Genomic DNA, 23,932 nt, shown 5'->3' with positions numbered 1-23,932 from the left:
GGCCCGGCCTCGGTGCCTCCTTCACCGTCCGGAGCCCGCTCCACCACCCCACCCATGAGAGGAGGGCGGATGGCATCCCCGTCCACCCCGCGGCCCACGGACGCCGGCGGCCCGCGGCCGGTCCTGGAAGCCCAGGACATCCGCAAGCAGTTCCCGGGCGTGCTCGCCCTCGACGCAGTCGCCCTGCGACTCTTCCCCGGTGAGGTGCACGCCCTGATGGGCGAGAACGGCGCCGGGAAGTCCACCTTGATCAAGGTGCTCACCGGTGTCCACCCCGCCGACGGCGGCACCGTCCTCGTGGACGGCCGGCCCCACAGGTTCGGAGACCCCCTCCAGGCGCAGCAGGCCGGAATCAGCACCGTCTACCAGGAGGTCAACCTCTGCCCGAACATCTCGGTCGCCGAGAACATCCTCATCGGGCGCGAACCGCGCCGGTTCGGTCTCATCCACTGGTCCGCGATGCGGCAGCGGGCGGCAGAGCTGCTGACGGGACTGGACCTCGACCTGGACGTCACCAGTCTTCTCGGTTCGCACTCCCTGGCGGTGCAGCAGCTGGTCGCCATCGTCCGGGCGGTGGACGTCTCGGCGAAGGTGCTCGTGCTGGACGAACCCACCTCCAGCCTGGATCGCGAGGAGGTCGCCCAGCTCTTCACGCTGGTGAGGCGCCTGCGGGATCGCGGTGTGGCCATCCTGTTCGTCACGCACTTCCTCGACCAGGTGTTCGAGCTCTGCGACCGCGTCACCATCCTGCGCAACGGCCACCTGGAAGGCGAGTACCCCATAGGCGAACTCACACCGGTGACGCTGGTACAGCGCATGATCGGCGGAGAACTGGCCACCCTCGACCAGTTGTCCGACCGTGCCCACGAGGAAGCGGCCGAACGGGCGACCAGCGAACCGTTCCTCCGGGCACGACAACTGACCCGCACGGGCTCGATCGAACCGTACGACCTCGACATCCATGCCGGCGAGGTCATCGGACTGGCCGGCCTGCTGGGCTCGGGCCGCACCGAGGTGGCGCGCCTCCTGTTCGGCGCGGACAGCGCGGACGCCGGAGAAGTGAGCATCGAGGGCAAGAAGGTACTCCTGCGCACCCCCCGCCACGCCATCGCCCGAGGCATCGCGTTCTGCTCCGAGAACCGCAAGTCCGAGGGACTGGTGGGCGAGCTCACTGTCCGCGAGAACATCATCCTCGCTCTGCAGGCCGCCCGCGGCTGGACCAGGCCGCTGGCCCGTGCGAAACAGGACGAACTGGCACAGCACTGGATCGAAGCCCTGGACATCCGCCCCGCCGACCCCGAAGCGCAGGTACGCCACCTCAGCGGAGGCAACCAGCAGAAAGTCCTCCTCGCGCGCTGGCTGCTGACCGCACCCCGGCTCCTGATCCTCGACGAACCCACCAGGGGCATCGACATCGGGGCCAAGGCGGAGATCCAGAAACTCGTGGCCCGCCTGGCCGGCGAAGGCACCGCCGTGCTGTTCATCTCGGCGGAACTCGAAGAGGTCCTGCGCCTGAGCCACCACATCGCCGTGCTCCGCGACCACCGCATGGTGGCCACCCTCAGGAACGACGACAGCGTCACGCCCGAACGCATACTCACGACCATCGCCACCGGAGCGGACTCATGACCCCCCAGCCTGCCAAGTCCAAGGCGGTCGGCGGAATCGGGAGGCGACTGGCCGGCCACCGCCTGCTATGGCCAACGCTCGTCCTGCTCGCCCTGCTCCTCGGAAACCTCGCGTTCCACCACGACTTCTTCTCCGTCCGCGTACGCGACGGCCACCTCTACGGCAGCCTCATCGACATCCTCCAGTTCGGTGCGCCCCTCACCCTGGTGGCGCTCGGCATGACCCTCGTCATCGCCACCCGCGGCATCGACCTCTCGGTGGGTTCCACCGTCGCCATCGCCGGTGCCCTCGCCTGTGGGCACATCTCCACCGCCGCTCATCCCGGCAGCGTCGCCACCATGCTCACGGCCGTCGCCCTCGCGCTCGGCGTCGCCCTCGTGCTGGGCCTCGCCAACGGCTTCCTGGTGTCCGGGCTGGGGGTGCAGCCCATCGTGGCCACCTTGATCCTCATGGTCGCGGGCCGCGGCGTCGCCCAGCTGATCACCGACGGCCAGATCATCACGGTGACCAGCGCCCCCTACAAGATGATCGGAGGCGGCCACTGGCTGACCTTCCCGTTCGCCGTCCTCTTGGCAACCGCCCTCGTCGCACTCACCGCCTTCATCACCCGTCGCAGCGCACTCGGCATGCTGATCGAGTCCGTAGGCGGCAACCCCGCCGCCAGCCGCCTGGTCGGCATCCGCGCCGGCGGTCTGCTCGCCCTGGTCTACGTCTTCAGCGCGCTGTGCGCCGCCGTCGCCGGGCTGATGATCAGTTCGAACGTCTCCAGCGCCGACGGCAACAATGCCGGTCTGTGGATCGAACTCGACGCGATCCTCGCCGTCGTCGTCGGCGGCACCGCCCTGACCGGAGGACGCTTCTCCCTCGGCGGCACCGTCCTGGGCGCCCTGATCATCCAGACCCTGTCCACCACCGTCTACACCCTCGGCGTACCACCCGAGACCACCCTCGTCTTCAAGGCCTTCGTCGTCATCGTCGTCTGCCTCGTGCAGTCCCCGGTCTTCCGGGCCAAGGTCCTGCGCCGCCGCAGGACGACCACTCCCAGATCCCACACCACGGCGGGTGCCGCCCCGCAGCAGCAGGAGGTACGCGCATGAGTACCGGCATCGCGAGCGCCGCCGCGCAACTCACCCGCCCCTTCGCGACCGTGTCCCCGCGCACCCGCACCCGTATCCCACTGATCGTCACGGCCGTCCTGCTGGTCGTCATGTTCAGCGTCGGATCGGTGCGCTACGAGGGCTTCCTCTCCGCGCAAGTCGTGCTGAACCTGCTGATCGACAACGGATTCCTCCTGGTCGTCGCGGTCGGGGCAACCTTCGTCATCCTCACCGGCGGCATCGATCTGTCCGTCGGCTCCATGGTGGCCCTGTCGACCATGCTCACCGCCTGGCTGGTCGAGTCGCACGGCTGGCCCCTGGCCACCGTCATTCCCCTGGTCCTGCTGGTCGGCGCCGCGAGCGGGGCGCTCATGGGCTGGATCATCCACACCTTCGAGATCCAGCCGTTCGTCGTCACCCTGGCCGGCATGTTCCTCGCCCGCGGGCTCTGCTACACGATCAGCACCGAATCCATCACGATCAGCGACCCCACCACGGCGGGAATCGCGCAGACCCGGCTGTACGGCCCGGGGGGACTGTTCGTCTCGATCCCGGTGGTCATCGCCCTGGCCGTGCTGGTGATCGCCTTCGTCGTACTGCACCACACGCGCTTCGGCCGCAACGTGTACGCGCTGGGCGGCAATGAGCCTTCCGCACGCCTGATGGGTCTTCCGGTGGGCTCCACCAAGGTCGCCGTATACGCCGTCAGCGGCCTGTGCTCCGCACTCGGCGGCCTGCTGCTGACCTTCTACATGCTCTCCGGCTACGCCCTCCACGCCATGGGCATGGAACTCGACGCGATCGCCGCCACCGTGATCGGCGGCACGCTGCTGACCGGAGGTTCCGGCTTCGTCCTGGGCACCGCCCTCGGCGTGCTCGTCCTCGGCATGATCCAGACGGTCGTCAACTTCCAGGGCACGCTCAGCTCCTGGTGGACCCGGATCGTCATCGGTGCCCTGCTGCTCGTGTTCATCGTGCTGCAACGCCTGATGAGTGGACGCCGCCCTGCCGTCGACTGACTCCCGGCTCCTCTGCCCATCGGCCCGTGCCACCGCGTTCGAGTGCCGCGATCACAGATTGCCCCGGCACGCCCTCCGAGGGACCGACTTCCAGGGAACACACCACCATGGAACACGTATACGCATCTGCTGACCAGGCCATTGAGCCCGGGCAGACCGCCGCCTGTCCGCCGGCGGGCCGCCCCCTCCGCATGGCCGACGAAAGAACGGGGGAGAGGTGGCGGTTCGGCTTCCCCGGCCGGGCCCGCGCGGAGGTCCACACGCGCGGCGCCCGCCTCCGTTCCCTGACCCTGCCGGACCGCTGGGGCCAGACTGCCGACGTGGTGCTCGCCGCCCGCGATCCCGCCGCCTTCGAGGGCTCCGCACGCTACTTCGGTGCGACGGTGGGCCGATACGCCAACCGCATTGCCGGCGGCCGGCTCGTCGTCGACGGCGTCACCCACCGGCTTGCCACCCAGGAGAACGGGCACACGCTGCACGGCGGTCCCGACGGGTTCGACCAGCGCGTGTGGCGGTGCGAACCCTTCCACTCCGCGCACCGCACCGGTGTCCGCCTCTTCCTGCACAGCCCCGACGGCGACCAGGGATTCCCCGGTGCCCTGAACGTCCGCGTCACCTACACCCTGGACCGGGCTGACAACCTGACCCTGTCGTACCAGGCGGTCGCCGACGCGCCGACGATCGTGAACCTCACCAACCACGCCTACTGGAACCTCGAAGGGGAGGGGCGCGGCAACGTCCTGTCCCACCACCTCCAGGTAGAGGCCCCCCTCTACACCCCCGTCGACGCCGAGCTGATCCCCGACGGCCCTCACCGCCCGGTCAGCGACACCCCGTTCGACCTTCGCCGGCACCGGCGGCTCTCCGACGTCCTGAGCCACACGGATGCGCAACTGGTCCTCGCGGGCGGCGGATTCGACCACAACTGGGTCCTCGACGGCGCCCGGCGAGCCCGTCCTCGGAAGGCCGCCGTGTTGTACGCCCCCGTATCCGGCCGCCGCATGGACGTGCGCACCACGGAACCGGGCATCCAGGTCTACACCGCCCAAGGCCTGACCGGCGACATCACGGGCAAGGGAGGCACGTCGTACCGTGCCTACGCGGGGGTCGCGCTGGAAACCCAGCACTTCCCCGACTCCCCGAACCGCCCCGACTACCCGACGGTCCTCCTGCGCCCGGGTGAGCTGTACCGGTCCACCACCATCCACAGTTTCACCACGGTCACTGCCTGAGAGGGGTGGCGCCGGTCGCATCCGCGGTCGGTACGGCCGTCGTCTGCTGATCCAGAGCCGCGAAGATCTCCGGCGCCGACCGCTTCGCCGTACCCGGGGCGTGCCGGCCCGGCCCGGGCGAGACCGTCGGTGGTTCCCGTGTGTCGGCCGCACGTTCGCCCGGAGCGCCGTAGTGCGGCGGCGTTCCCTCAGCGAACGCCTCCGCATTACGGCGCCTCTGCGGCGGGGTGGGGGTCATTCCCTGGGGGGAGGGCTCCTGCGGGCCGTACTGGCGCGCACGATGAGCTCGGGCGCCACCACCAGGTGCGTCGACTCGTCAGTCCGGCCTTCGATGTGGTCCAGGAGCAGCCCGATGCTGTCGCGGCCGAGCTGGGTGAAGTCCTGACGGATCGTCGTCAGCGGGGGTGGGAAGAATTCCGCCTCCGGGATGTCGTCGAAGCCGGCGACCGCCACGTCCTGCGGCGTGCGCAGGCCCGCTTCCCGCAAGGCCCGCAGGACACCGAGCGCCATCTGGTCGTTGGCGACGAACACCGCGGTGAGGCCCGCTCCCCGCCCTCGTGACGCCCGGACCCGACCCGCGAGCTGCTGGCCGGCCTGGTATCCCGACAGCGGACTCCAGTCGCCGCGCAGCAGGGGTGGCACCTCGGCACCGGCATCTCGTAGCGCGTCCTCCCACCCCTGCGTGCGGGCCTCGCTCTCGAGCCAGTCGGGAGGGCCTGCGACGTGCCACACGGTGGCGTGGCCCGACGCGAGAAGATGTTCCGTGATCATGCGAGCGCCGAGGTTCTGGTCCAGCGACACCCCTGGCAGGTCCAGGGTGTGGCCGCCTTCCACGGTGACCACCGGGCACGGTGCTTCCAATGCCGCCAGGGCCCTCACCGCGTCGCGTTGGGGAGTGACGGCGACGATCCCTTCCACACCCCACCCGGCGAGGTGCTGCATGGCTTCGGCGAGGGCTGTCCGCGTGGCGGTCCGAAGCGTGACGGCGGACGTCAGGTAGCCGCGGTCCCGAGCCGCCTCTTGAACTCCCGCCAAGGTGCTGGCGGGCCCGTGCAGAGTGGTGTTGACCGCGATGACGCCCAGCGTGTGGGTCCGGCGAGTGGCCAGAGCCCGGGCTGCCGAGTTACGGCGGTACCCCAGCTGCTCGATGACCTGCGTCACCGCGGCCCGGGTCTTGGCGCTGACGTTCGGGTGGTCGCTGAGCACCCGTGAAACGGTCTGATGGGACACGCCGGCGACGCGCGCGACGTCCGTCATCGTGGGCGCTCGCGAGACGTCTGGGAGCTGGGTCAACTCTCTTCCCTTCCTCATCGAGCGGCCTTCCCTCAAGGAACCGAACCAGCCGCGGCCCGTACGCATCTCGGACCGATCGGGATATTGGCGGCGGGGATATCGATGTTGGCGCTCACATTATGCAGCGATGGCCGGATGTTGTGAGTGCGAAGCTTCCCAAGTCTCTTGAGATTTACGCGTGTTAGCGCTCACAATTTGATCAGGGTAGCTGCGGTCGCGCAGCCGCGCCACCCAGCGCGTCCCCCGATCAGTCCAGCCCGCTCATGCGGGACTGCGGGGCCTGCCGGAGGCCGGTCTGGCCACCCTCGCCTGGGGAAACGTCGGCGGAGCAGACCGAGGCGCCGGCGTCTTCGTCATCAGGCACACCGAAACCCATCGGTGCCCCTACCGGCCCTTCCCCTCCATCGGCGGCGTCACCCGCACGCACTCGGTGCACGCCGTCGCCTTCGCCCAGGCGAGTGCAACACCGGACAGGTGATCGTTGCCCGGCCCGACGGTGACCCCCGTCGGGCCGGCGAGATTCCCCGGAGCGCTCGTCTCACGACACGGCCCCTTCACCTGGGGCGCCACCGCGAAGGCTGCGCTGGAGAACGCCCTCGTCTGCGAGGCCGTGGCGGAGATGGCGCTGCACACGCTGGCGCTGGCGCTGGGGTCCCGCCTCGGGGAGGCCTCCGAACCCCCGAGTCATCTGCTGGAGCGGCACTTCACCCGTAAGCACGGACCGGACGCCTATTACCGACGGAGGCCGCGCCGTCGGACGGTCACCGGCCGGATCGTGCGCGGCCGAGGCGGCCTCAGTGCCCGGGGCGTGAGGAATGTTGCCGGCGGGCCGGCGCCGTCGTGGATCGTCGTTTTCGCGCCACCGTCGTCCGTCCGTCGAAGCAGTGGTGGTAGTTGGCCTGTTCTCGGATAAAAGCTAGGCCAACTGCCTTTGCAACCAGGCGTCTTGACGGGCCGTCCGGCGGCTGGCTTGATTGGGAGCGCTCCCACTTTTGGCCCCCTGCCCACCAAGGAAGGCTCCACCCGTGCCTCCTGTCACCTCCGTCCGCGGCGTGCCACGTCGCGCGGCCGCTGTGCTCGCCGGCTTCGCGCTGGCCGTCGGCGGCCTGTCCACGACCGCCCTGACCGTTCCGGTCGCGGCTGCCGCCACGGTGGCCGCCGCTGCCGACACACCCGTCCGGGTCAACCAGCTCGGCTACCTGCCCGACGGCCCCAAGCGGGCCACCGTGGCCAGCTCCGCGACCGAGCCGCTCGCCTGGCAACTGCGCGACGCCTCCGGCACGGTGGCCGCCTCGGGCACCACCACGGTGCGCGGCGCCGACCAGGCGTCCGGCCAGTCCGTGCACCTGGTGGACTTCGGCGCGTACACCGGCACCGGCACCGGCTACACCCTGGGCGTCGGCGGCCAGACCAGCCACCCCTTCGACATCTCCGCATCGCTGTACGACGGACTGCGCGCCGACAGCATGTCGTTCTTCTACCAGCAGCGCAGCGGCATTGCGATCGACCCAGCCCTGGCGGGAGGCAGTGCCTACGCCCGTCCCGCCGGGCACCTGGGCATCGCCCCGAACAAGGGCGACAGCAGTGTCCCCTGCCAGGCCGGGGTGTGCGACTACCAATTGGACGTGCGCGGCGGCTGGTACGACGCGGGCGACCACGGCAAGTACGTGGTCAACGGCGGCATCTCCGTCTGGGAGATGGTCAACTCCTTCGAGCGGGCGCGCCGTTCGGGCGGCGACGCGGCACTCGGCGACGCGACGCTGCGGGTGCCGGAGCGAGGCAACGGGACACCGGACGTGCTGGACGAGGCCCGCTGGGAGCTGGAGTTCCTGCTGCGGATGCAGGTCCCGGCCGGGAAGCCGATGGCCGGGATGGCCTTCCACAAGATGCACGACGCCCAGTGGACCGCTCTGCCGACCCGGCCCGAACTCGATGCCGAGCAACGTGAGTTGCACAAGCCTTCGACCGCCTCGACGCTGAACCTGGCGGCCTCGGCCGCGCAGTGCGCCCGGGTGTACGCGCCGTACGACACCGCGTTCGCCGCGCGCTGCCTGGACGCGGCCCGCCGCGCCTGGACGGCTGCCAAGGTCAACCCGAACGTGCTCGCCCTGGCGACCGACAACACCGGCGGCGGTGCGTACGAGGACTCCGACGTCTCCGACGAGTTCTACTGGGCGGCGGCGGAACTCCTGGCCACCACCGGCGAGTCACAGTACCGGGACGCCGTCACCTCCTCTCCGCACCACACCAAGCCCGTCGACGGGTTCTGGTGGGGCGGTACCGCGACGCTCGGCCGGATCACCCTCGCCACCGTCCCCGGCGTGGCCCTGCCCGCCGACGACATGGCCCGGCTGCGAGGCCTGCTGACCGCGGCTGCCGATGGCCACCTGTCCGCCATGGCCGGACAGGGCTACGCGGTGTCACTCCCCGCCACCGGATACGTGTGGGGCTCCAACAGCTCCGTCACCAACAACGCGATGGTGCTGGCCGTCGCATACGAGCTCACCGGTCAACAACGCTACCGAGCCGGAGCGCTGGAGTCCCTGGACTACCTGCTTGGCCGCAACGCGCTCGACCTCTCCTACGTCACCGGCTACGGCGAACGCTACTCCGAGAACCAGCACCACCGGTTCTGGGCGCACCAGAACGACGCCTCGCTGCCGCACCCGCCGACCGGTTCCTTCGCGGGCGGCCCGAACGCGGGGCTGGAGGACCCGGTGGCCAAGGAGAAGCTCGTGGGCTGCGCGCCGGCGGCGTGCTACGTGGACGACATCGGCTCGTACTCCACCAACGAGGTGGCCATCAACTGGAACGCCTCGCTGGCCTGGCTGGCGGCATTCGCGGCTGAGCGGCGCAGCACCCCGGCGGTGCCCGTGGCCCAGGTGACACCGGCGGCCGTGACGGTCCCGGAGGGCGGTTCGGCGCCGGCGGGCGTGCGGCTCTCGGCCGCGCCCGCGCAGAACGTCACGCTGACGGTGGCCCGGAGCTCCGGCGACCAGGACCTGTCGGCAGCCGCGACCCTGGTGTTCACCCCGGCCAACTGGGCGACGGCGCAGCAGGTTTCGGTCTCCGCCGCGCAGGATGCCGACGCGTTGTCGGGCAGCGCGACCTTCACGGTCGGTGGTCCTGGCGTGCGGCCGGCGACGTTCACGGCGACGGAGGCGGACGACGACGCGTCGGCGGCCCACTGCGCGGTGGGGTACCGGATCGACAACGCCTGGGGCAACGGCTTCACGGCGACGGTGACCGTGAGGAACACCGGCACCTCGGCGATCTCCGGGTGGACCCTCGGCTGGAGCTTCGCGGGTGATCAGCGGATCAGCAACGCCTGGAACGCCACGGTGAGCCAGCCGGGCAGCACGGTCACCGCCCGGGACACCGGGTGGAACGGCACGCTGGCGCCCGGCGGCAGCGTGAGCTTCGGCTTCCAGGCGACGTATTCGGGTACCAACGCGTTCCCGGCGCGCTACACGCTCAACGGTGCACTCTGCTCCTGAATGATCACCGCCCCCTGCTGGCTGACCGACGACGGCATTTCCAGCAGCTGGTGCTACACGCAGGGCATGGGCCACTACAGCATCCCGCAGGGGTTGCACTCGTTCATCGACCGGGTCAGCAAGAACGGCAACGTGTTGCTGAACATCGCACCGATGGCCGAGCGCACCGTCCCCCAGGCGCAGAAGGACATCTTGCTCGGTATCGGAGACCACCTGGAGCGCTTCGGGGAGTCGGTGTACGCGACCCGCGCCTGGACGGCGTACGGCGAAGGCCCGACGGAGATGGGCGGCGGTTCGTTCACCACCCCGCGGGCCGGCACCGCGCAGGACATCCGGTTCACCCGCAGCAAGGCCGACGACGTCCTGTACGCCACCGTCCTCGGCTGGCCCGGCGGCGCGCTGACGATCAAGACGCTCAGCTCGGACCGGATCGACCTCTCGTCGCTGACCTCGGTGGAACTCCTCGGGATGCTGCCGGGGCGGCGCGGGCGGCCACGGTGGATACGAGCGCGTGGTACGTGTGGTCAACCGTGGCAGCGGCGAGGCCGCGAACCTGGACCATCTGCACCACCTCGCACACCTACGCCATCGGCGGCAACAGCCAGGCGGAGCGCTTCCGGGCCCCGAACGCCATCCCCGGCTCCCTCGTCCCCGACACCTGCGAGCTCTGCAACTCCTACGACATGCTCAAACCTCAGCCCGTGATCACACGAGGCGGATCGGGAACCGGTGGTCGCTTCGCCTCAGCCCATGCGGGCAGGGGCGGTACGGCCGGTCAGGCTTGATCCGCGGCACGCAGGGCTCGCGCCAGCCACTCCAGCTCCTCGGACGCGTCGGGAGACGAGTACTGTCCGCGCACACGGGCGACGAGCCTGCGGTAGCGATCCGCGCCTGCCTCGATCCCGGCCTCCAGGCACAACAGCACGGCGGCCCGATCGGCGTCGCCGAACAGCTCGGACAGCACTTCGGCCGCTGCCGGTTCCTCAGGGACGATCCCGCGTTTCCTCACCTCCGCGACGGTCTGCACGACCTGCCTGGCCCACCAGATGGACGCCCCGGGGGCACGACTCTGCCCGGGGACCGGGGTGCTCAGCTCCAGCATGGTGCGCATCCGGGCGCGGAAGCCGGGGTCGCGCACCAGCTCGGCCAGTTCGATCCAGGCGTCGACCTGCTCGGGTGTGGGGTCGTCGGGCAGTTCGATGCTGAAGGTGCGCATGCGGTCACGCAGGCGCGGGTCGACGTCGAGACCGCCGAACACCTCCTCCTTGAACTCGTCGATGATCTGCTTGCGTTCGGCGGCGGAAAGCCGTGCCAACCGGTTCATCAGTGCTGTCTCCTCAGCGGTCGAACCACGTTTCGATACGGTGGACAGGACGGCCCGGCTCACCTTGAGGGAGCGGATCTGCGCGTCGAGCGCGGCCACGTGCGCGTCGGCGACCGCGGCGACCGTGGTGCGGCCGCTCAGGACGCGGCACACGTCGTCGAGCCCGAGGCCCAGCTCCCGCAGGGTGCGGACCAGCTCGACGCGGGCCACGGACCCGGCGTCGTACAGCCGGTAGCCGCTCGCGGAGCGGGCCACGGGCGGCACCGCTCCCTCGTCCGACCAGAAGCGCAGGGTGCGCACCGGAAGACCGGTGCGGTGCGCGAGCTGGCCGATGGTGAGCACGTCGGAGCGTTCGTATTCCATGGGCGAGATCCTGGACCCTCCAGCCGCTGGAGACTCAAGCGCCCGGGGGCGCGCGAGCCGGTGGATCTTGACGTCGAGGGGCTTTCCGCCGCTTGCCGTGGCGGTCATGCAGGTCCACAGGAGCTCGTGAGGACCCGGCACACGACGGGGCTCGGCGAAGGCGCATCAGTCCCGGCAGCGCTTGGCCGGGTGCTTGTGGTCGGCCGCACCCTTCCGGGCCGCTTGCCCCGGCCACGCCGGTGCCTGCAACCGTGGTGATGTCCGTGGTGATGTCCAGCCCGCGCGTCTGTGGCTGCACCGGGTTGCGATGTAGGCGGCCAGAACATTGCCGTCACCATCCACCCACTGCCATCCGGTCGGCGGGACCGTTCCGCCGCTGATGACAAGCTGGGGCACGCCGTCCACGTAGCGCAGGCTGAGCGGGCCGACTTCCTCGGGCTTGACTTCGACGGCCGGGATGATCGTCAGGCCGCTGCCTTCCGGCGGTGTCCGCTGCTTCTCGGGCACGCCTGCTCCCCTCTGCGGTCGGCCACGGCCGTAGCAGCGGGTCGTACGGTTGTGCTGCCCGGGTGGGGACGGAGGCTGCCGGGGATGGCTGTTGGGCGCGTTGAAGCGACGCTCCTTCCTCACCGGGAGTGTTTAGCGGCCGCTATTCCGGTTACACCAAGTAACTACAGTTAGTCAATACCCGACGGAAGGCAGGAACATGACCCTCGTTACCGTGCTCATCCTCGTCGTGGCCCTCGTCCTCATGGTTCTCCTGGCTCTGGCTCCCAGTGCTCCTGCGCGGAGTAACCCGTTCCCGGGCCGTCGGCGCCGGACTACCCGCCGCCGGTCCGCTACGACCCGGCGGAGCGGTGTTCCCGGGCAGCGCGGAATCCAGCACCACGCCCGCTGACGCGGGTGCCGGGTGCCGGGTGCCGGGTGCCGGGTCCCGTGCCCGCCCCGGGCACAGGGCACAGCCTCCTCGCCGGGGCCTGTGCCGTTGCGGTGCCTGCCGGGCCGCCGGCCGAACCGTACGCACGCCACGACCCGCGCGGTCGCTCCCACGGTCCCGCTGCGCCCGGCGACTGGAGATCATCGCCCAGCGCACCGGCGTACCGGCCCGCGAACCAGGCCGGCTTCCAGGAACCGGAACAGGTAGCCGCAGCACTCGGTCTGAATGCGGTTCTGACGCATCCGCGACGATCACCAGCTGTCAGCCCCCACGGACCCCACGCCTACGAGGGCAGTAGTGCCGTGGCCGGAAAGGCTCGCCGGGTTGGCGCCTTCGGATTCTCATGGCAGGGGTCCGAGTGAGGCCAGTGCAGTGGGTTGTACTGCGCCGACGGCAGCCGAGCCGAGTAGTAGTTCGGCCAGGTTGTGGGGCTGGGACCGTTCATTGGTAGGAGCCGCCGCTGCGATCCGGTCCAGCCTGAAGCCCCGGCCGGCCTGGCGCGTGCGACACCACGCGATGAGGTACCAGCGGCCGGCGGCGGTGAGCAGTCCGGCTGGTTCCACGACGCGGGTGCTTTCGTGTCCTGCCGCACCGGTGTAGGACAGCTGCAGCACCAGGTTGTTGGCGAGGGACTGCTCCACCGCCGTACGGATCGCGGAGTCGCTGCGCGTCGGCAGGGTAAGGATCCGTGCGGCGAGTTCCCGCGCCGCCGCCGAGGCGGGGCCGGTCATTGAGGCTGCGATCTTCTGGGCCGCCGTGCGGGCCGCGCTGGCGTAGGGGGTGGAAGCGTCGGCCGCGGCGAGCGCGGCGGTCAGCGCCGAGGCTTCGTCGGCGGTGAGGCGGATGGGGGGCAGGGTCATCTCCGGGTCGATCGACCAGCCGCCGCCTCGCCCGGGTACGGAGCGCACCGGGACACCGGCCTCCATGAGGGTTTGCAGGTCACGCTGTACCGTGCGTGTGCTGACGTCGAACCGCGTGGCGAGCGCCGCGACCGTCAGCGGCCGCGGCGCCGCCGCGCGCATGTCCTCCACCAGCGCGTACAGCCGGGCAGTTCGGTTCATGCCGCTGACGCTACCGTCACGCGGTGGCCAGGAATTTTCGCTCGCGCTGCAGTTCCCGGTCGGTGATGGTCAGGGGGAACAGAGTGAAGCCGTGCATCGCGCCGGCGACGACGCCGAGTTGCACGGGAGCACCCGCCGCCTGCCACCGTTGGGCGAGGAACAGTGAGTCGTCCAGCAGCGGATCCTCGGTGCCGACGACGATCCGGGCGGGCGGCAACCCGGTCAGGTTCGCGAACAGGGGCGACACCTGGGGATCGCGGCGCTGCTCCTGCTCCATCCCTGGCGTGAACAGCTCGTAGCTGCCCCGGAGCTTGTCGGTGTTGCTCAACAGCGGTCGGTGGCCAAACAACCGCTGGCTTGGTGTCATTGACAGGTCGTAGGGGCCGAAGAGCAGGTGGGCGGCTCGGAACGCGCCTGTGATGCCGTGCCGGTCGCGAAGGCGCAGCAGCGTCACGACACTGAGGTGGGCACCGGCCGATTCACCACCGATCAGCAGCCGGTCGGTGCCGAACTCGGCCACGGCGTGTTTCACCAGCCATCGGGCAGTCGCTTCGCAGTCGTCGGGCCCGGTGGGGAACGGGTGTTCCGGCGCGAGGCGGTACTCCACGCTCACCACGGCCAGCCGTGCCTGCTCGGCGAGTCGCCAGAGCCGCTCGTCCTGTCCGTCCGAGGACCCGAACGCCCAGCCGCCGCCGTGGATGTGCAGGTACACGCCATCGACGTGATCCGGCACGAAGACCCGTACCTTCACTCCGCCCTCAACGACGCGGTCTCGGCCGTGCGGCAGTCTTACTGGTGGCGTGTCAGCGCCGAGCCGATTGCGCCGCAGGAGCGCCAGCGTGGCTGCGCTCGGCGCCTGCCCGCGAGCTGGACGGCTCGCAGCGGCAGCCTCAAATTGCTCGTTGAACGCCAGGGTCTCGGGGAGGCAGTCCTCATCTGTGATCTTCATGCCGTCGACAGTCGCAGCTACCCGCGACAACACCCTGTCACCCTTTCTTTGTGCACTGCGTCACGCTTCTGGCGTGATCGGGATCGAACACCGGGGGATGGGCAAACAGGAATCGGCCGATGCCTTCGCGTGCCTGCGGGATGGCGTGCTGGACCGGTTGCTCAAGGCCCAGACGATGCTTCCGCGGGGCCTGCGGTTTCCTTCACAGGTCACCGGCGTCGGCCGAGCCCTGGGCTGCGGTCGGCAGCTCTTCCTCGTTGGCCAGGTCGTCCAGGAAGCCGGCCGGGGGCACGAAGAAGAGTGTCCCGGTGACTGCCGTGGAGAAGTCGAGGATCCGGTCGTGGCTGGTGGGGCCGTCGCCGAGGAACATGTGTCGGAGCATCTCCTCGGTGACGTCCGGCGTGCGCGCGTAGCCGATGAAGTAGGTCCCGAACTCGGACCGGCCGGGGCTGCCGAAAGGCATGTTGTCGCGGAGGATCTTCCGTTCGGTACCGTCCGGGTCGGTGAGGGTGTTGAGGTCGACGTGCGATCCGGGGGTGTTGAGCTCCGTGTTGCTGAGCTTGCGCCGGCCGATGATCTGCTCCTGCTGCTCGACGGGGAGCCGGTTCCAGGCATCGAGGTCGTGCAGGTACTTCTGAACGATCACGTAGGAGCCCCCGGCGAAGGCCGGGTCCTCGATGCCGATCAGCACGGCGTCGGCGGCCTCCTGCCCGACCGGGTTCTCCGTGCCGTCGACGAAGCCGAGCAGGTCGCGCTGGTCCAGATAGCTGAAACCGGTCACCTCGTCGGCGACGGCGACGGAGCCCCGCAGCCGGGTCATGATCTCCGAGCCGAGGGAGAAACAGAGGTCCTGGCGGGTGGCCCGGATGTGGAAGATCAGGTCGCCCGGGGTGGCCGGAGCGTGGTGGCGGGCGCCGCGCAGCTCCCGGAACGGGTGCAGCTGCGCCGGGCGCGGACCGTCCACCAGCCGGTCCCAGGCCGTGGAGCCGATGCCCGCGACGACACTGAGCCGCCCGTCCGGATAGCCGAAACCGACCGAGCGTTGCAGCCCCGCGAGGTCGGCGAGCAGCTCCCGGACGACGGGCTCGCCGCCCGGATCGACGGTGAGGACGAGGAAGAGCGAGGCGGTGGTCAGCGGACTGAGTACGGGCTGAGGCAGGTCGCGCAACGGAGTCGTCCTCTCGGTGGTGGGGTTGGCAGGGTTTGCCGCCTGTCCGCTGGTGCAGCGTCGAAGGGATTTCCATGCAGCATCAGCGAACGGTAAATGTCACTAATGCTGAGATTCTTCAGGATTCGGTGCGTCATTCTGGGTTGGCCGCGCTGGTCGTTCAGTGCCTGGTTATCCGCTGTGGGCGCCGAGGCCAGGGAGGACGGCGTCGTCGAGGTCGCCGTTGCCGAGGAGGCCGCTGGTGAAGGTGTTGTAGACGTTCGCGTCGTGGGGGTCCAATGGTCCCCGAGCTTGTCTCGGCCGCGCCGGGATCTGTCCACCAGCGCGTCCAGCCCGTCGGCGTGATACCGGTCGACTCAGGTGTACACGGACTGCCGCGAGGCGCCGGCCTGTTTCCCCGTACTTGCCCGGCGCGGGCGGCGGGCGGGATGGGTGGTTCGACTGCGCTGGGTCCATCTGTCGTTCTACGCTCGCCGGGCTGCGCCATGGGGGAGGAGCCGACAGATGACCGAGGCCGTGACACACCCGGCGGCGGTCCCGCCGGACCCGGTGGATCCGCTCCCGCCGGAACCGGTGGACCCGCTCCCGCCGTTCCGAGGCTGGCGCTACGCGGCGGAGGCCGAGGTCTACCGCAGCAGCGTCGAGGAACTCTTGGTCGAACCGGCCGTCGCCGACCGGCTGCAGATCCGCCCGGAGGTGACGGCGGACGCGGTGCGGGCGGCCATGCAGGTACCTGCGGCGGTGGAACGGGTCCTCGTCCTGGCGCGTGACGGCCACGAGGCCGTCTGCTCGGCGCTGGACGAGCGGTCGAGGAACCGGCGGAGGCTGGCTCGCGCCCGGGCCCAGCTCGGGCTGGAACCGGCCACCGCGGCCGCCCTCCTTGTTTTGTTCGCCGCCTTGTTCGCCGCGCTCGTGAACCCGTATGAGGACGGCAGCCTTAGGTTCACGTCGCAGGTGGCACTGACGGTGGTGGTGCTTGCTGTGGGCGTATGGCTGCTGCGGCGCCCACGCGCGCGTCGGCAGTTGCGTAACATGCCCACCTACGTCCACTACCGCTTACTGGTGTGGGCCACCAGCAACGAAGCCGAAAGCGCCCTGCGCCAGCTTGCCGTGGAGTTCACCGTTCACAGCGCCCGCCGGGTCCTCCTCGAGGTGATCGAGGCACTGCTCGGGGAAGACCCGCACTCCGTACTCATGTACGACGGATATCACGGGCTGAGGGCGCGGCGGGACTCCCGGTTCTTCGTGCGGAGCGCGTGCGCGAGCCAGTTGGCGCGCAAGCTGAGCCTGATGGACGGCGGCACGATCGCGCTCAGCGGTCCGCGGGGCGTGGGCAAGACCACGCTCCTGGACGCCGTGAGCGGTCTGCTTCGGCCCGAGGCAGCGCACAGCGGATCGGAGCCCGACCTGGTGATCCGCGTCGCCGTACCCGCCGCCTATACCCCGTACGACTTCCTGCTGTCCTGCCTGATCGGCGTGTGCGAGCAGTACCTGCGGCGAAGCGGCCAGACAGTGCCGGACTTCACACGGCTGTCGGGCCTCGTACGGCTGGGCCGTCGTACCGCCGGAATGGCCCGCAGCGCTGTGCGGTGGCTGCTGTTCGCCCTGCCGGCCGGCGCCCTGCTCGTGCTGGGCGCGGCCGCGACGGTACGAGTCTGGTGGGGTGGCCACCGTTCGGGCCTCATGTCCCTTGCCACGGGCGTGGCCCAGGACGCCGCCCACCTGGTGAGCGGGCTCTGGCACGGTCAGTATGTCCTGGTCAGCCTCATGGTCGCGTACACGAGTTTCCTGGTGTGGGGTCTTCGCACACCAGGCCGCTTCCGCCGTTTTCTGGGGCTGGGGGAGCAGGGCCGGGCCGGCTGGATCCTGCTGTGGGCACTCGGCTGGCTGTTGGCCGCAGCACCGATCCTGGACGGTCTGGTGGACGTGCACGACTCCGTGGACTTCCTGCCCGACCGGTCCAGCTGGACCAGCTGGACCAGCGGGCCGGGTACACCACGGGACGGTGCGGCAACTGTCTTCGCCACCCTGCTCGTACCGCTGTTCGTGTACCTGTTCGTCACGGCGGCGGGCATCCCGCGACGTCTGACCTCCAGCGACCGCACGCTGGTTGCGGTGACGCTGGGCGGCTTGGCCTGCATCGGCTTCATGGCGACCTCCGCGACGACCCGGCCGGTCGTGTTCGATGCCGAGAACCCCGGCCGGCTCGCGGTGTTCATGCTCGGACTGGCGCTCGTTCGCTCCTCCTCCAAGCGGCGGGGGCGGCACACGACGCAGACCGATCTCACCCGGCGCTGCCTGAACCAGCTCTTCCGGCTCCGCACGGTCCAGGGCACGTCCGCCGCACTCAACTTCACGCCGGGGACCCCTTTCGGGAGCGCGCACGGCTCCACCCTCTCCAGCGTGCCGCCGAACTTCCCCCAGCTGGTGGCAGAGTTCCTGGATCTGGTGGGGGCGATCGCGGAGGAGCTGGGCGAGCAGGGCGACGGACGCGTGTTCCTGTGCATCGACGAGCTGGACCGAATGGCCACTCCGGCACAGGCACGCATGTTCCTGGGCGAGGTCAAGGCGATCCTCGGCGTACCGCGGGTCTACTGCCTGGTGTCCGTGGCCGAGGACATCAGCGCGGGGTTCGTACGCCGGGGCATGCCCCACCGCGACACGACGGACAGCGCCTTCGACGACATCGTGCACGTCCGGCCGATGACGCCCGCCGAGTCGGTGGCGATCCTCGAGGAACGCGTACCCGGGCTGCCCCGCCCGTACGCCGTCCTTGCCCATGCCCTGTCCGGAGGCATCCCGCGGGACCTCATCCGCTACGCACTCGGCCTGGTCGAGCTGCGCCAGAGCACCCCGTACGTAGAACTGTGCGACATCGCGCTCGTGATGCTGGCGGAGGAACTGTCCGACACCCTGGCCGGCTTCCGGACGCTGCTGGCCGCCCAGCCGTGGACGGCGGAGACCGCACCGGTCATGGTCGACTACCGGCTCCTGACCGAGCGGTTGGACGACGCCCGCCCGGAGCAGGGCGCCGCCCTCGTGCGCGCCTTGCAGGAATTCGCGGCGCCGGCGGCCTCCGTGGCGCCTGCGGCCTCCGCTCAGAGCGGTCCGGACGGGGCGGCCTTGCCGGAGACCACCCGTCCGCTGGTTGCGGAGGCCCGCGCGTACGCCGCCTGCGTGCTCACCCTGCTCCAGATCTTCACCCCGGCGGGCTTCGACCAGCGCAGCGCCGAGGCCGCGGTACGCGATCCGGACGGTTCGGTCCAACGCCTGGCCGACATGCGCCTGGAGCTGGCCGTCTCGCCGTACAGCGCCCTCGTACTCGTCGATCGGGTCAGGCGGGCGTGGGGCCTGCCGGTGCTGGCCGCGACTCCACTGCCGTCGGGTCAGGTGCCGAGCCCGGAACGCTCGTGATCAAGCGAGGACGCCGCACCTCCGCTGGCTTCGGCGCGGTCGAGGCCGCAGCGGGCGCTGGTGACGTCGCGACGGTCGGCGATCAGCTGACGTTGAGTCGGCATGGGACCACCGCTGCTCGGCCTGTGCGCCGGGCGGTGCACAGGCCGAGAGGAGAGCGGTCGGGGCCGGATCAGGTTCCGGCCTTGCACTTGAGCGTGAAGTTGAGCGAGTCCGTCGCGTCACCCGAGGAGAGGGACACGGACACGGACGGGGCCGGATTCGCAGGTGCAGCGCGCGGAGCGGCCCTCACGGTGAAGGAAGCGGTCGCGGTCGAGGGCTCGGTGAACTTGACCGTGGGCGTGCTGGTCTTGCCCGCACCCGACCACTTGTACTTCACGTTCCCCGTGCCCGTTCCGGTGAGCTTCCCCTGGAAGGTGACGTTCTGCGCCACGGAGCAATCGATGTCCACCGCGGGGGTGGTCGACGCACCCGTGACGTCCACGTCCGATATGTCGGCGGCAGCGGTAGCGGGTGTCCTGGTGGGCTTGCTGCAGCCGACCGCCGGGTTGTTCCTACCACCGGTGGCCCTCGCGGTGTAGGAGCCCTTCTTGACGTCCTCCTCCGTGAATGAGCCCTGCGGGTTCGCGGTGCGGGTGAAATTCTCCGGACCCCTGACCTTGACCTGCTGGCCGGCCTTGAAGCCGGTCAGTACGAGGTCGAACTCGACGGGGTTCGTACCTGGGGCCACGACGAGCTTGCAGGTCGCCTGCGGGGCCGCGGCGGGCGCCGCAGGCGAGGCATGGGCGGCCATCGCGGGTGTCAGGGCTACCGCGGAAGCCGCGAGCGGGGCGAGCAGTGCGTAGCGAACGTGCCGATTCATGCGTTCCCTCCTAGCCGGGAAGGCATTGCTGGAAGATGAGTCGAGCCACAGGGGGGCACGGGACGCGTGCGGCGCCCTCGCGGGCCCGCTCCTGTGCCGCGCGTGCGCGGCCCCTCCACCTGTCGGCCGGCAACCGGCTTCCTGCCGGTCCGGATTCCGGGGCCATGAACGACCTTTCCACCGTAGCGCCGCATCCCCACCACGGCGCGCCGAGCGAAACGAACGCCGTAGCGGGTACTGCGTACCGTCGTGGGATGAACGCAAGAGCGAGCGCAACCTGCCGAAGGGACGTGTGATCTTTTTGCCGGAGGCAATCAGCGCGGGGGCCGCGCACCGCTGTCTCCTGCCAGCCCTCGGCACGGCCGCAGAGAAGGGTCGCGCCGTCGTACGTGAAACTCCAGGCACAGCGCCCGCCTGCCGTCGCCGCAGAGCTGAACCTGCAGGACCGCGGCGACGACCTCGCCGACGCCCGTGCGGCCAACCGCGAACTCACGACCAGGTCGATTCGATCGGGCGCGCGGGGTCCGGCTTGGTCCCGGCTGACCGAGGCGCTGGGTGTGCCGTTCCCGTGGCGCTGGCCGAACGTGAGCGCCGCGGCGTGACCTCGACGGAGCGGCTGACCCATCGGTAGGCCCGCGAGTGTTTCCCGATGGCGTGGTCCGGATGCCTCACCGCACGACGCTGGCGAAGGCGTGGCGGGAGCTGCTCGGGCCGGGCGGCGGCCGCCAGTGCTCCGTCGGCTAGGCGGCCGCGGCTGCCGTACGGGCCTCCGGTCGACACCCCGTGACGAGCGGGGGAGCATGAACACGAGGGCCGCCAGTCATGTGCCCCTCCTTCCTCCCCCCCCTCGACTTCCGATCGGAGAACCCTCATGTACCGACGCACCCGACGCGCCGTGGTCACGTCCCTGCTCGTCTCCTCGGTCGTATGCGGCGGCGCCGTTGTCTTCGCACCGGTCGCTGGCGCGGCCGTCCCGGCCGCCAGCTGTACGGTCACGCCGGGGCCGAACGACACGTACGTCACGATCACCGGCGAGGGGTTCACGGGACCCCGCAAACTCAACGACGGCGAGTCCACCGTGGACCTGGCGATAGGCCCGGACGGAACATTCCGCGTGCAGCGCTTCCAGAAGAACGTCGACTACACGATCCTCGCGGTCAACGAGGACCAGAACTTCATCTTCGTGAACTGTAAGAAGGTGGGCTCGGCGGCGACACCGAAGCCCGAGAACCCGCAGAACACGACCCCGGTCCAGCCGGGTTCCCGGCGGGACATCGCCCAGGGCCGCGTGGCTGGCGCCAAGGCGGGGACCGTGGCGGCCAGCAACAGCTGCAAGACCAAGCCGGTGGCGGACAAGTCCGGCCAGCAGCACAGCGATGCGTACTGGCAGGCCTGGACCCAGGCAGCCAACCGCGCCTTCAACCGGGCCTGCAACGGCAGGTGAGCCGCTTCACCCCGAGCCGCAGGGCCGCGGCGACAAGAACGGTCGCCTCGTCTCCTCCCTGTTCCCCCTCACGGCGCCCGGAGGCAGTGCGCAATGAGCCCGATCGTGGTCTTGGTCGCACTGCCCGCCCGGCTCGCGGCGGTCCCGGCCGCCGAGGTTGCGGCACGCTGGCCCGTAGCGGTCAACCTGCTGCCAGCAGCTCCTCGGCGCCCGGGCCGGAGCGAGCTGGGCGATCCGCATGCGCAGCACCACCCAACCCTCTACAAGGTGCCCGCGCCCGTGGTCGTCATGGCCGCCGCCCTACTGGTGACCCACACCACCACCCTCGACACGTTCGCGCTGGCGCTCTTCGCCGTCCTCGGCGCCACCATCCGCTTCACCACGTTCATGGCCGCCGGCTCCACCGCCAGCGCCGGGCTGGGCGGAATGCTCCTCGGCGGGTTCCCGGACCTGGTCTTCATCCCCCTCCCCCTGCTGGCCGTGATCTTGCGGGTCGAACCCTTGTGTTCGACTCTTGCTGCCGGGGCGGGAGCTCTTGACCCTCACGTGGCGTCAGGCTGCATAGTCGGTGCCGTGGAGGATCACTGGACTGTGGGACGCGTGGCCGAGTTGGCCAGCGTGAGCGTCCGCACGCTGCATCACTACGACGAGATCAGGCTCGTTCGGCCTTCGGCGCGGACCGCTGCTGGGTACCGGGCCTATTCGGCGGGCGACGTGGAGCGGTTGAGCCATCGGCGGTCATGCGGGGGCAGCGACCTGCTGGCTCGGCGCCGTGCGTGGCCGCCGCCGCGGAGAGCCTGCCGTTCGAGGACCACTCCTTCGACGTCGCGATGGCCGTCTGTCTCCAGCGTTCACCACTGGGAGGACCCGATAGCGGGGCTGCGCGAGATGCGGCGCGTGGCCCGCCGCGTGGTGGTGCTCACGCTCGACACCGACGAGCCCGGATGGCAGGACCGGTTCTGGCTCACCCGCGACTACCTGCCCGAGTTCGCCGCCGTCCTCGCAGAATTTCCCCCGCTCGCCGGGATGGCCGACGCGATCGGCGCCCGCGCTGAACCGGTGCCCATCCCGTGGGACTGTGCTGACGGCCTGTGATGAGACGGTGGCAGTGGGCGGGAATGGACCGGAGGTTCCGTCGGCGCTGATCACGGCTGCCATGTGGTGACCTGACCAGCTTGCTGATGTAAGTGGGCGTTATGTCCGTTTCTGGTAGCGGCCTCGTCCGGGTTGGGTGAGGAAGCCTTGGCGGGTGAGTCGTCCGAGGCGGCTGCGGGTGATGTTGACGGATGCTTCGTCGGTGGGCATGTCGAGGAGTTCGTGCAGGTCGTGGGCCCGGAACGCCTGGTCGGGGTGCTGGTTGAAGGCGTCGACGATGGTCTGGTAGGCGGTGCTCGACTCGGGCGGATCGGGTTCGGTGCCGGTAGGTGCGAGTTCGGTGATGACCTTGCGGGTGGTGGCGAGGTCCGCGAGGCGAGCTTCGGTCTCGGTGAGGGCGGCGGTGAAGTGCGCGATCTGATGGCGGAGTTCGTCTGCCCGGGCCGTGGCCGCGTTCTCCCGGAGGTGAAGGTCCACCAGGAGTTCGGTGATGTTCACGCGGCCAGCCCGATGGTGTCGCGCCAGGTCGGCGTGGGGGTGGTGAGGCGGCGGGCCATGTTGGCGGTGGAGGCCCAGTAGACGCGTGAGGCGGAGGTGTCGGGCCGGTGGTCGTACTCACGGGTCAGACGCCGGTGGAGCATCAGCGTGCCGTTCGTCTGCTCGACCACCCACCGCTTCGGTTGCGGGACGAACCCTTTGCCCTGGTCGGCGGGGTTGCGGCGGACGACCTCGACGCCGATGTCCAGCAGTGCGCCGTGAACGATGACCGCTTCCTTGAAGCCCTGGTCGACCAGGGCTTTCTCCAGGCGCATTCCGCACCGCTCGGCGGCCTGGTCGAGCAGGGCGATGCCGGCGGCGTTGTCGTGCGCCGAGGCGGCCATGACGACGACGCCGATGATCAGCCCCAGCACGTCGACGGCCAGTCCCCGCTTGCGTCCCGAGACCTTCTTGTTCGCGTCCAGCCCGGTCGTGGTCCTGGGGACACCCGCCGCAGCGCGGACGGACTGGGTGTCGATGATCACGAGGGACGGGTCCTCTAATCGGCGGGCTTTCTCCCTGACCTGGCAGCGAAGGAGTTCCTGAATCCGCTGGTCGAGCCCGTCCTCGCGCCACAACCTGAAGTAGTAGAACACCGCCGACCAGGCCGGCAGGTCATGCGGCAGCATGCGCCACTGACAGCCCGTCCGGTTCTGGTAGAAGATCGCGTTCACGACCTCCCTCAGGTCACAGGACCCGGGATCCCCGGTCGCCGACCGCGCCACCCGGCCCTGTTTCCAGGCCGTGATCATCGGCTCGATCAACGCCCACTGCCCATCCGACAAATCGCTGAGATACGGCTCTCTCATCACGCCCCGCATCTCAACATGGACATGCCCATCGAGCAGCCCGGACCGCGATCAATACCACGATCGAGCGATCACGAACGAAGAGAAGTCGGACTTAACGACCACTAAGTGGGCATTCAGGGGTGGTTTGTGTCGATAGGCGAGCTATACGATTGCCGCTCTTGAGGTATCTGCCCCATACGTTCATCTCCACGCCCTCCGA

The 23,932-nt window shown here is 69.9% G+C and carries 18 protein-coding genes and 4 pseudogenes; 12 read left to right on the top strand and 10 right to left on the bottom strand.

The features are described from left to right. The first annotated feature begins 69 nt into the window (after positions 1–69). From ACFWB8_RS21870 to ACFWB8_RS21855, 4 genes are all read left to right on the top strand, one after another. Complete coding sequence (locus ACFWB8_RS21870) at positions 70–1,629, top strand: sugar ABC transporter ATP-binding protein (RefSeq protein ID WP_385229431.1); 1,560 nt, start codon at positions 70–72, stop codon at positions 1,627–1,629. Then, positions 1,626–2,726: an ABC transporter permease gene (locus ACFWB8_RS21865; protein ID WP_385229428.1), complete on the top strand. Its 1,101-nt coding sequence runs from the start codon at positions 1,626–1,628 to the stop codon at positions 2,724–2,726. The genes ACFWB8_RS21870 and ACFWB8_RS21865 overlap by 4 nt, the downstream gene beginning before the upstream one ends. Next, positions 2,723–3,745, top strand: a complete 1,023-nt coding sequence (yjfF, locus tag ACFWB8_RS21860; protein ID WP_385229425.1) for a galactofuranose ABC transporter, permease protein YjfF — start codon at positions 2,723–2,725, stop codon at positions 3,743–3,745. The genes ACFWB8_RS21865 and yjfF overlap by 4 nt, the downstream gene beginning before the upstream one ends. 191 nt (positions 3,746–3,936) lie before the next feature. After that, a complete protein-coding gene (locus ACFWB8_RS21855; protein WP_385229422.1) occupies positions 3,937–4,977 on the top strand; it encodes an aldose epimerase family protein in 1,041 nt (346 codons plus the stop codon). Between the two features lie 234 nt (positions 4,978–5,211). Here ACFWB8_RS21855 and ACFWB8_RS21850 read toward each other — a convergent pair whose 3' ends face one another. Continuing rightward, positions 5,212–6,288, bottom strand: coding sequence for a LacI family DNA-binding transcriptional regulator (locus ACFWB8_RS21850; protein WP_385229419.1), 1,077 nt, complete (start codon positions 6,286–6,288; stop codon positions 5,212–5,214). Between the two features lie 190 nt (positions 6,289–6,478). Here ACFWB8_RS21850 and ACFWB8_RS21845 point away from each other — a divergent pair. From ACFWB8_RS21845 to ACFWB8_RS21830, 4 genes and pseudogenes are all read left to right on the top strand, one after another. Further along, positions 6,479–7,006: pseudogene (locus ACFWB8_RS21845) on the top strand (class II aldolase/adducin family protein); the annotation flags it as partial. Positions 7,007–7,295: 289 nt separating this feature from the next. Continuing rightward, entirely contained in the window at positions 7,296–9,767 is a 2,472-nt protein-coding gene (locus ACFWB8_RS21840) for a glycoside hydrolase family 9 protein (RefSeq protein ID WP_385229416.1), read from the top strand. Between the two features lie 3 nt (positions 9,768–9,770). Then, positions 9,771–10,247 (top strand): annotated as a pseudogene (locus ACFWB8_RS21835) (alpha-L-fucosidase); the annotation flags it as partial. An 89-nt stretch (positions 10,248–10,336) separates the two neighbouring features. Beyond that, positions 10,337–10,456, top strand: a pseudogene (locus ACFWB8_RS21830) (beta-L-arabinofuranosidase domain-containing protein); the annotation flags it as partial. A gap of 86 nt (positions 10,457–10,542) precedes the next feature. On the opposite strand, the gene ACFWB8_RS21825 reads toward ACFWB8_RS21830, so the two are convergent. From ACFWB8_RS21825 to ACFWB8_RS21805, 5 genes are all read right to left on the bottom strand, one after another. Then, positions 10,543–11,454: a MerR family transcriptional regulator gene (locus ACFWB8_RS21825; protein WP_385229413.1), complete on the bottom strand. Its 912-nt coding sequence runs from the start codon at positions 11,452–11,454 to the stop codon at positions 10,543–10,545. 165 nt (positions 11,455–11,619) lie between these two features. Next, positions 11,620–11,961 carry a hypothetical protein gene (locus ACFWB8_RS21820; protein WP_385229410.1) on the bottom strand — a complete coding sequence of 114 codons (342 nt, stop codon included), beginning with the start codon at positions 11,959–11,961 and terminating at the stop codon, positions 11,620–11,622. A 771-nt stretch (positions 11,962–12,732) separates the two neighbouring features. Beyond that, the gene (locus ACFWB8_RS21815) at positions 12,733–13,452 is read right to left on the bottom strand and encodes a helix-turn-helix transcriptional regulator (protein WP_385229407.1); all 720 of its coding nucleotides are present in this window, start codon (positions 13,450–13,452) and stop codon (positions 12,733–12,735) included. A 16-nt stretch (positions 13,453–13,468) separates the two neighbouring features. Continuing rightward, the gene (locus ACFWB8_RS21810) at positions 13,469–14,401 is read right to left on the bottom strand and encodes an alpha/beta hydrolase (protein WP_385229404.1); all 933 of its coding nucleotides are present in this window, start codon (positions 14,399–14,401) and stop codon (positions 13,469–13,471) included. Positions 14,402–14,603: 202 nt separating this feature from the next. Continuing rightward, positions 14,604–15,569, bottom strand: coding sequence for a Dyp-type peroxidase (locus ACFWB8_RS21805; protein WP_385229401.1), 966 nt, complete (start codon positions 15,567–15,569; stop codon positions 14,604–14,606). A gap of 504 nt (positions 15,570–16,073) precedes the next feature. Between ACFWB8_RS21805 and ACFWB8_RS21800 the strand changes: the two genes are divergently transcribed. Beyond that, positions 16,074–18,983 (top strand): hypothetical protein, encoded by a 2,910-nt coding sequence (locus ACFWB8_RS21800; protein ID WP_385229398.1) that lies wholly within the window; start codon positions 16,074–16,076, stop codon positions 18,981–18,983. Here ACFWB8_RS21800 and ACFWB8_RS21795 read toward each other — a convergent pair. Further along, a complete protein-coding gene (locus ACFWB8_RS21795) occupies positions 18,956–19,087 on the bottom strand; it encodes a hypothetical protein (RefSeq protein WP_385229395.1) in 132 nt (43 codons plus the stop codon). The two genes, ACFWB8_RS21800 and ACFWB8_RS21795, sit on opposite strands and share 28 nt — an antisense overlap. Positions 19,088–19,155: 68 nt before the next feature. Then, positions 19,156–19,845 (bottom strand): hypothetical protein, encoded by a 690-nt coding sequence (locus ACFWB8_RS21790; RefSeq protein ID WP_385229392.1) that lies wholly within the window; start codon positions 19,843–19,845, stop codon positions 19,156–19,158. Positions 19,846–20,234: 389 nt separating this feature from the next. On the opposite strand from ACFWB8_RS21790, the gene ACFWB8_RS21785 reads away from it, so the two are divergent. The 3 genes and pseudogenes from ACFWB8_RS21785 to ACFWB8_RS21775 form a co-directional block, all read left to right on the top strand. Beyond that, positions 20,235–20,447: a hypothetical protein gene (locus ACFWB8_RS21785; RefSeq protein ID WP_385229389.1), complete on the top strand. Its 213-nt coding sequence runs from the start codon at positions 20,235–20,237 to the stop codon at positions 20,445–20,447. Between the two features lie 269 nt (positions 20,448–20,716). After that, on the top strand, positions 20,717–21,289 hold the full coding sequence (locus tag ACFWB8_RS21780) for a hypothetical protein (RefSeq protein ID WP_385229386.1): 573 nt from the start codon (positions 20,717–20,719) through the stop codon (positions 21,287–21,289). Between the two features lie 591 nt (positions 21,290–21,880). Beyond that, positions 21,881–22,381 (top strand): annotated as a pseudogene (locus ACFWB8_RS21775) (MerR family DNA-binding transcriptional regulator); the annotation flags it as partial. A gap of 102 nt (positions 22,382–22,483) precedes the next feature. Here the strand turns inward: ACFWB8_RS21775 and ACFWB8_RS21770 are convergent. Together ACFWB8_RS21770 and ACFWB8_RS21765 are read right to left on the bottom strand one after the other, a co-directional pair. Further along, entirely contained in the window at positions 22,484–22,882 is a 399-nt protein-coding gene (locus ACFWB8_RS21770; RefSeq protein ID WP_385229384.1) for a hypothetical protein, read from the bottom strand. Beyond that, the gene (locus tag ACFWB8_RS21765; RefSeq protein ID WP_385229381.1) at positions 22,879–23,733 is read right to left on the bottom strand and encodes an IS5 family transposase; all 855 of its coding nucleotides are present in this window, start codon (positions 23,731–23,733) and stop codon (positions 22,879–22,881) included. Before ACFWB8_RS21765 ends, ACFWB8_RS21770 begins: the two co-directional genes overlap by 4 nt. Positions 23,734–23,932: the final 199 nt, after the last annotated feature.

The organism is Streptomyces sp. NPDC060031 (genome assembly GCF_042736805.1).
GTDB lineage: Bacteria > Actinomycetota > Actinomycetes > Streptomycetales > Streptomycetaceae > Streptomyces.
The sequence above is the reverse complement of the archived record's forward strand: the minus strand, read 5'-3'. Positions and strand labels throughout refer to the sequence as shown.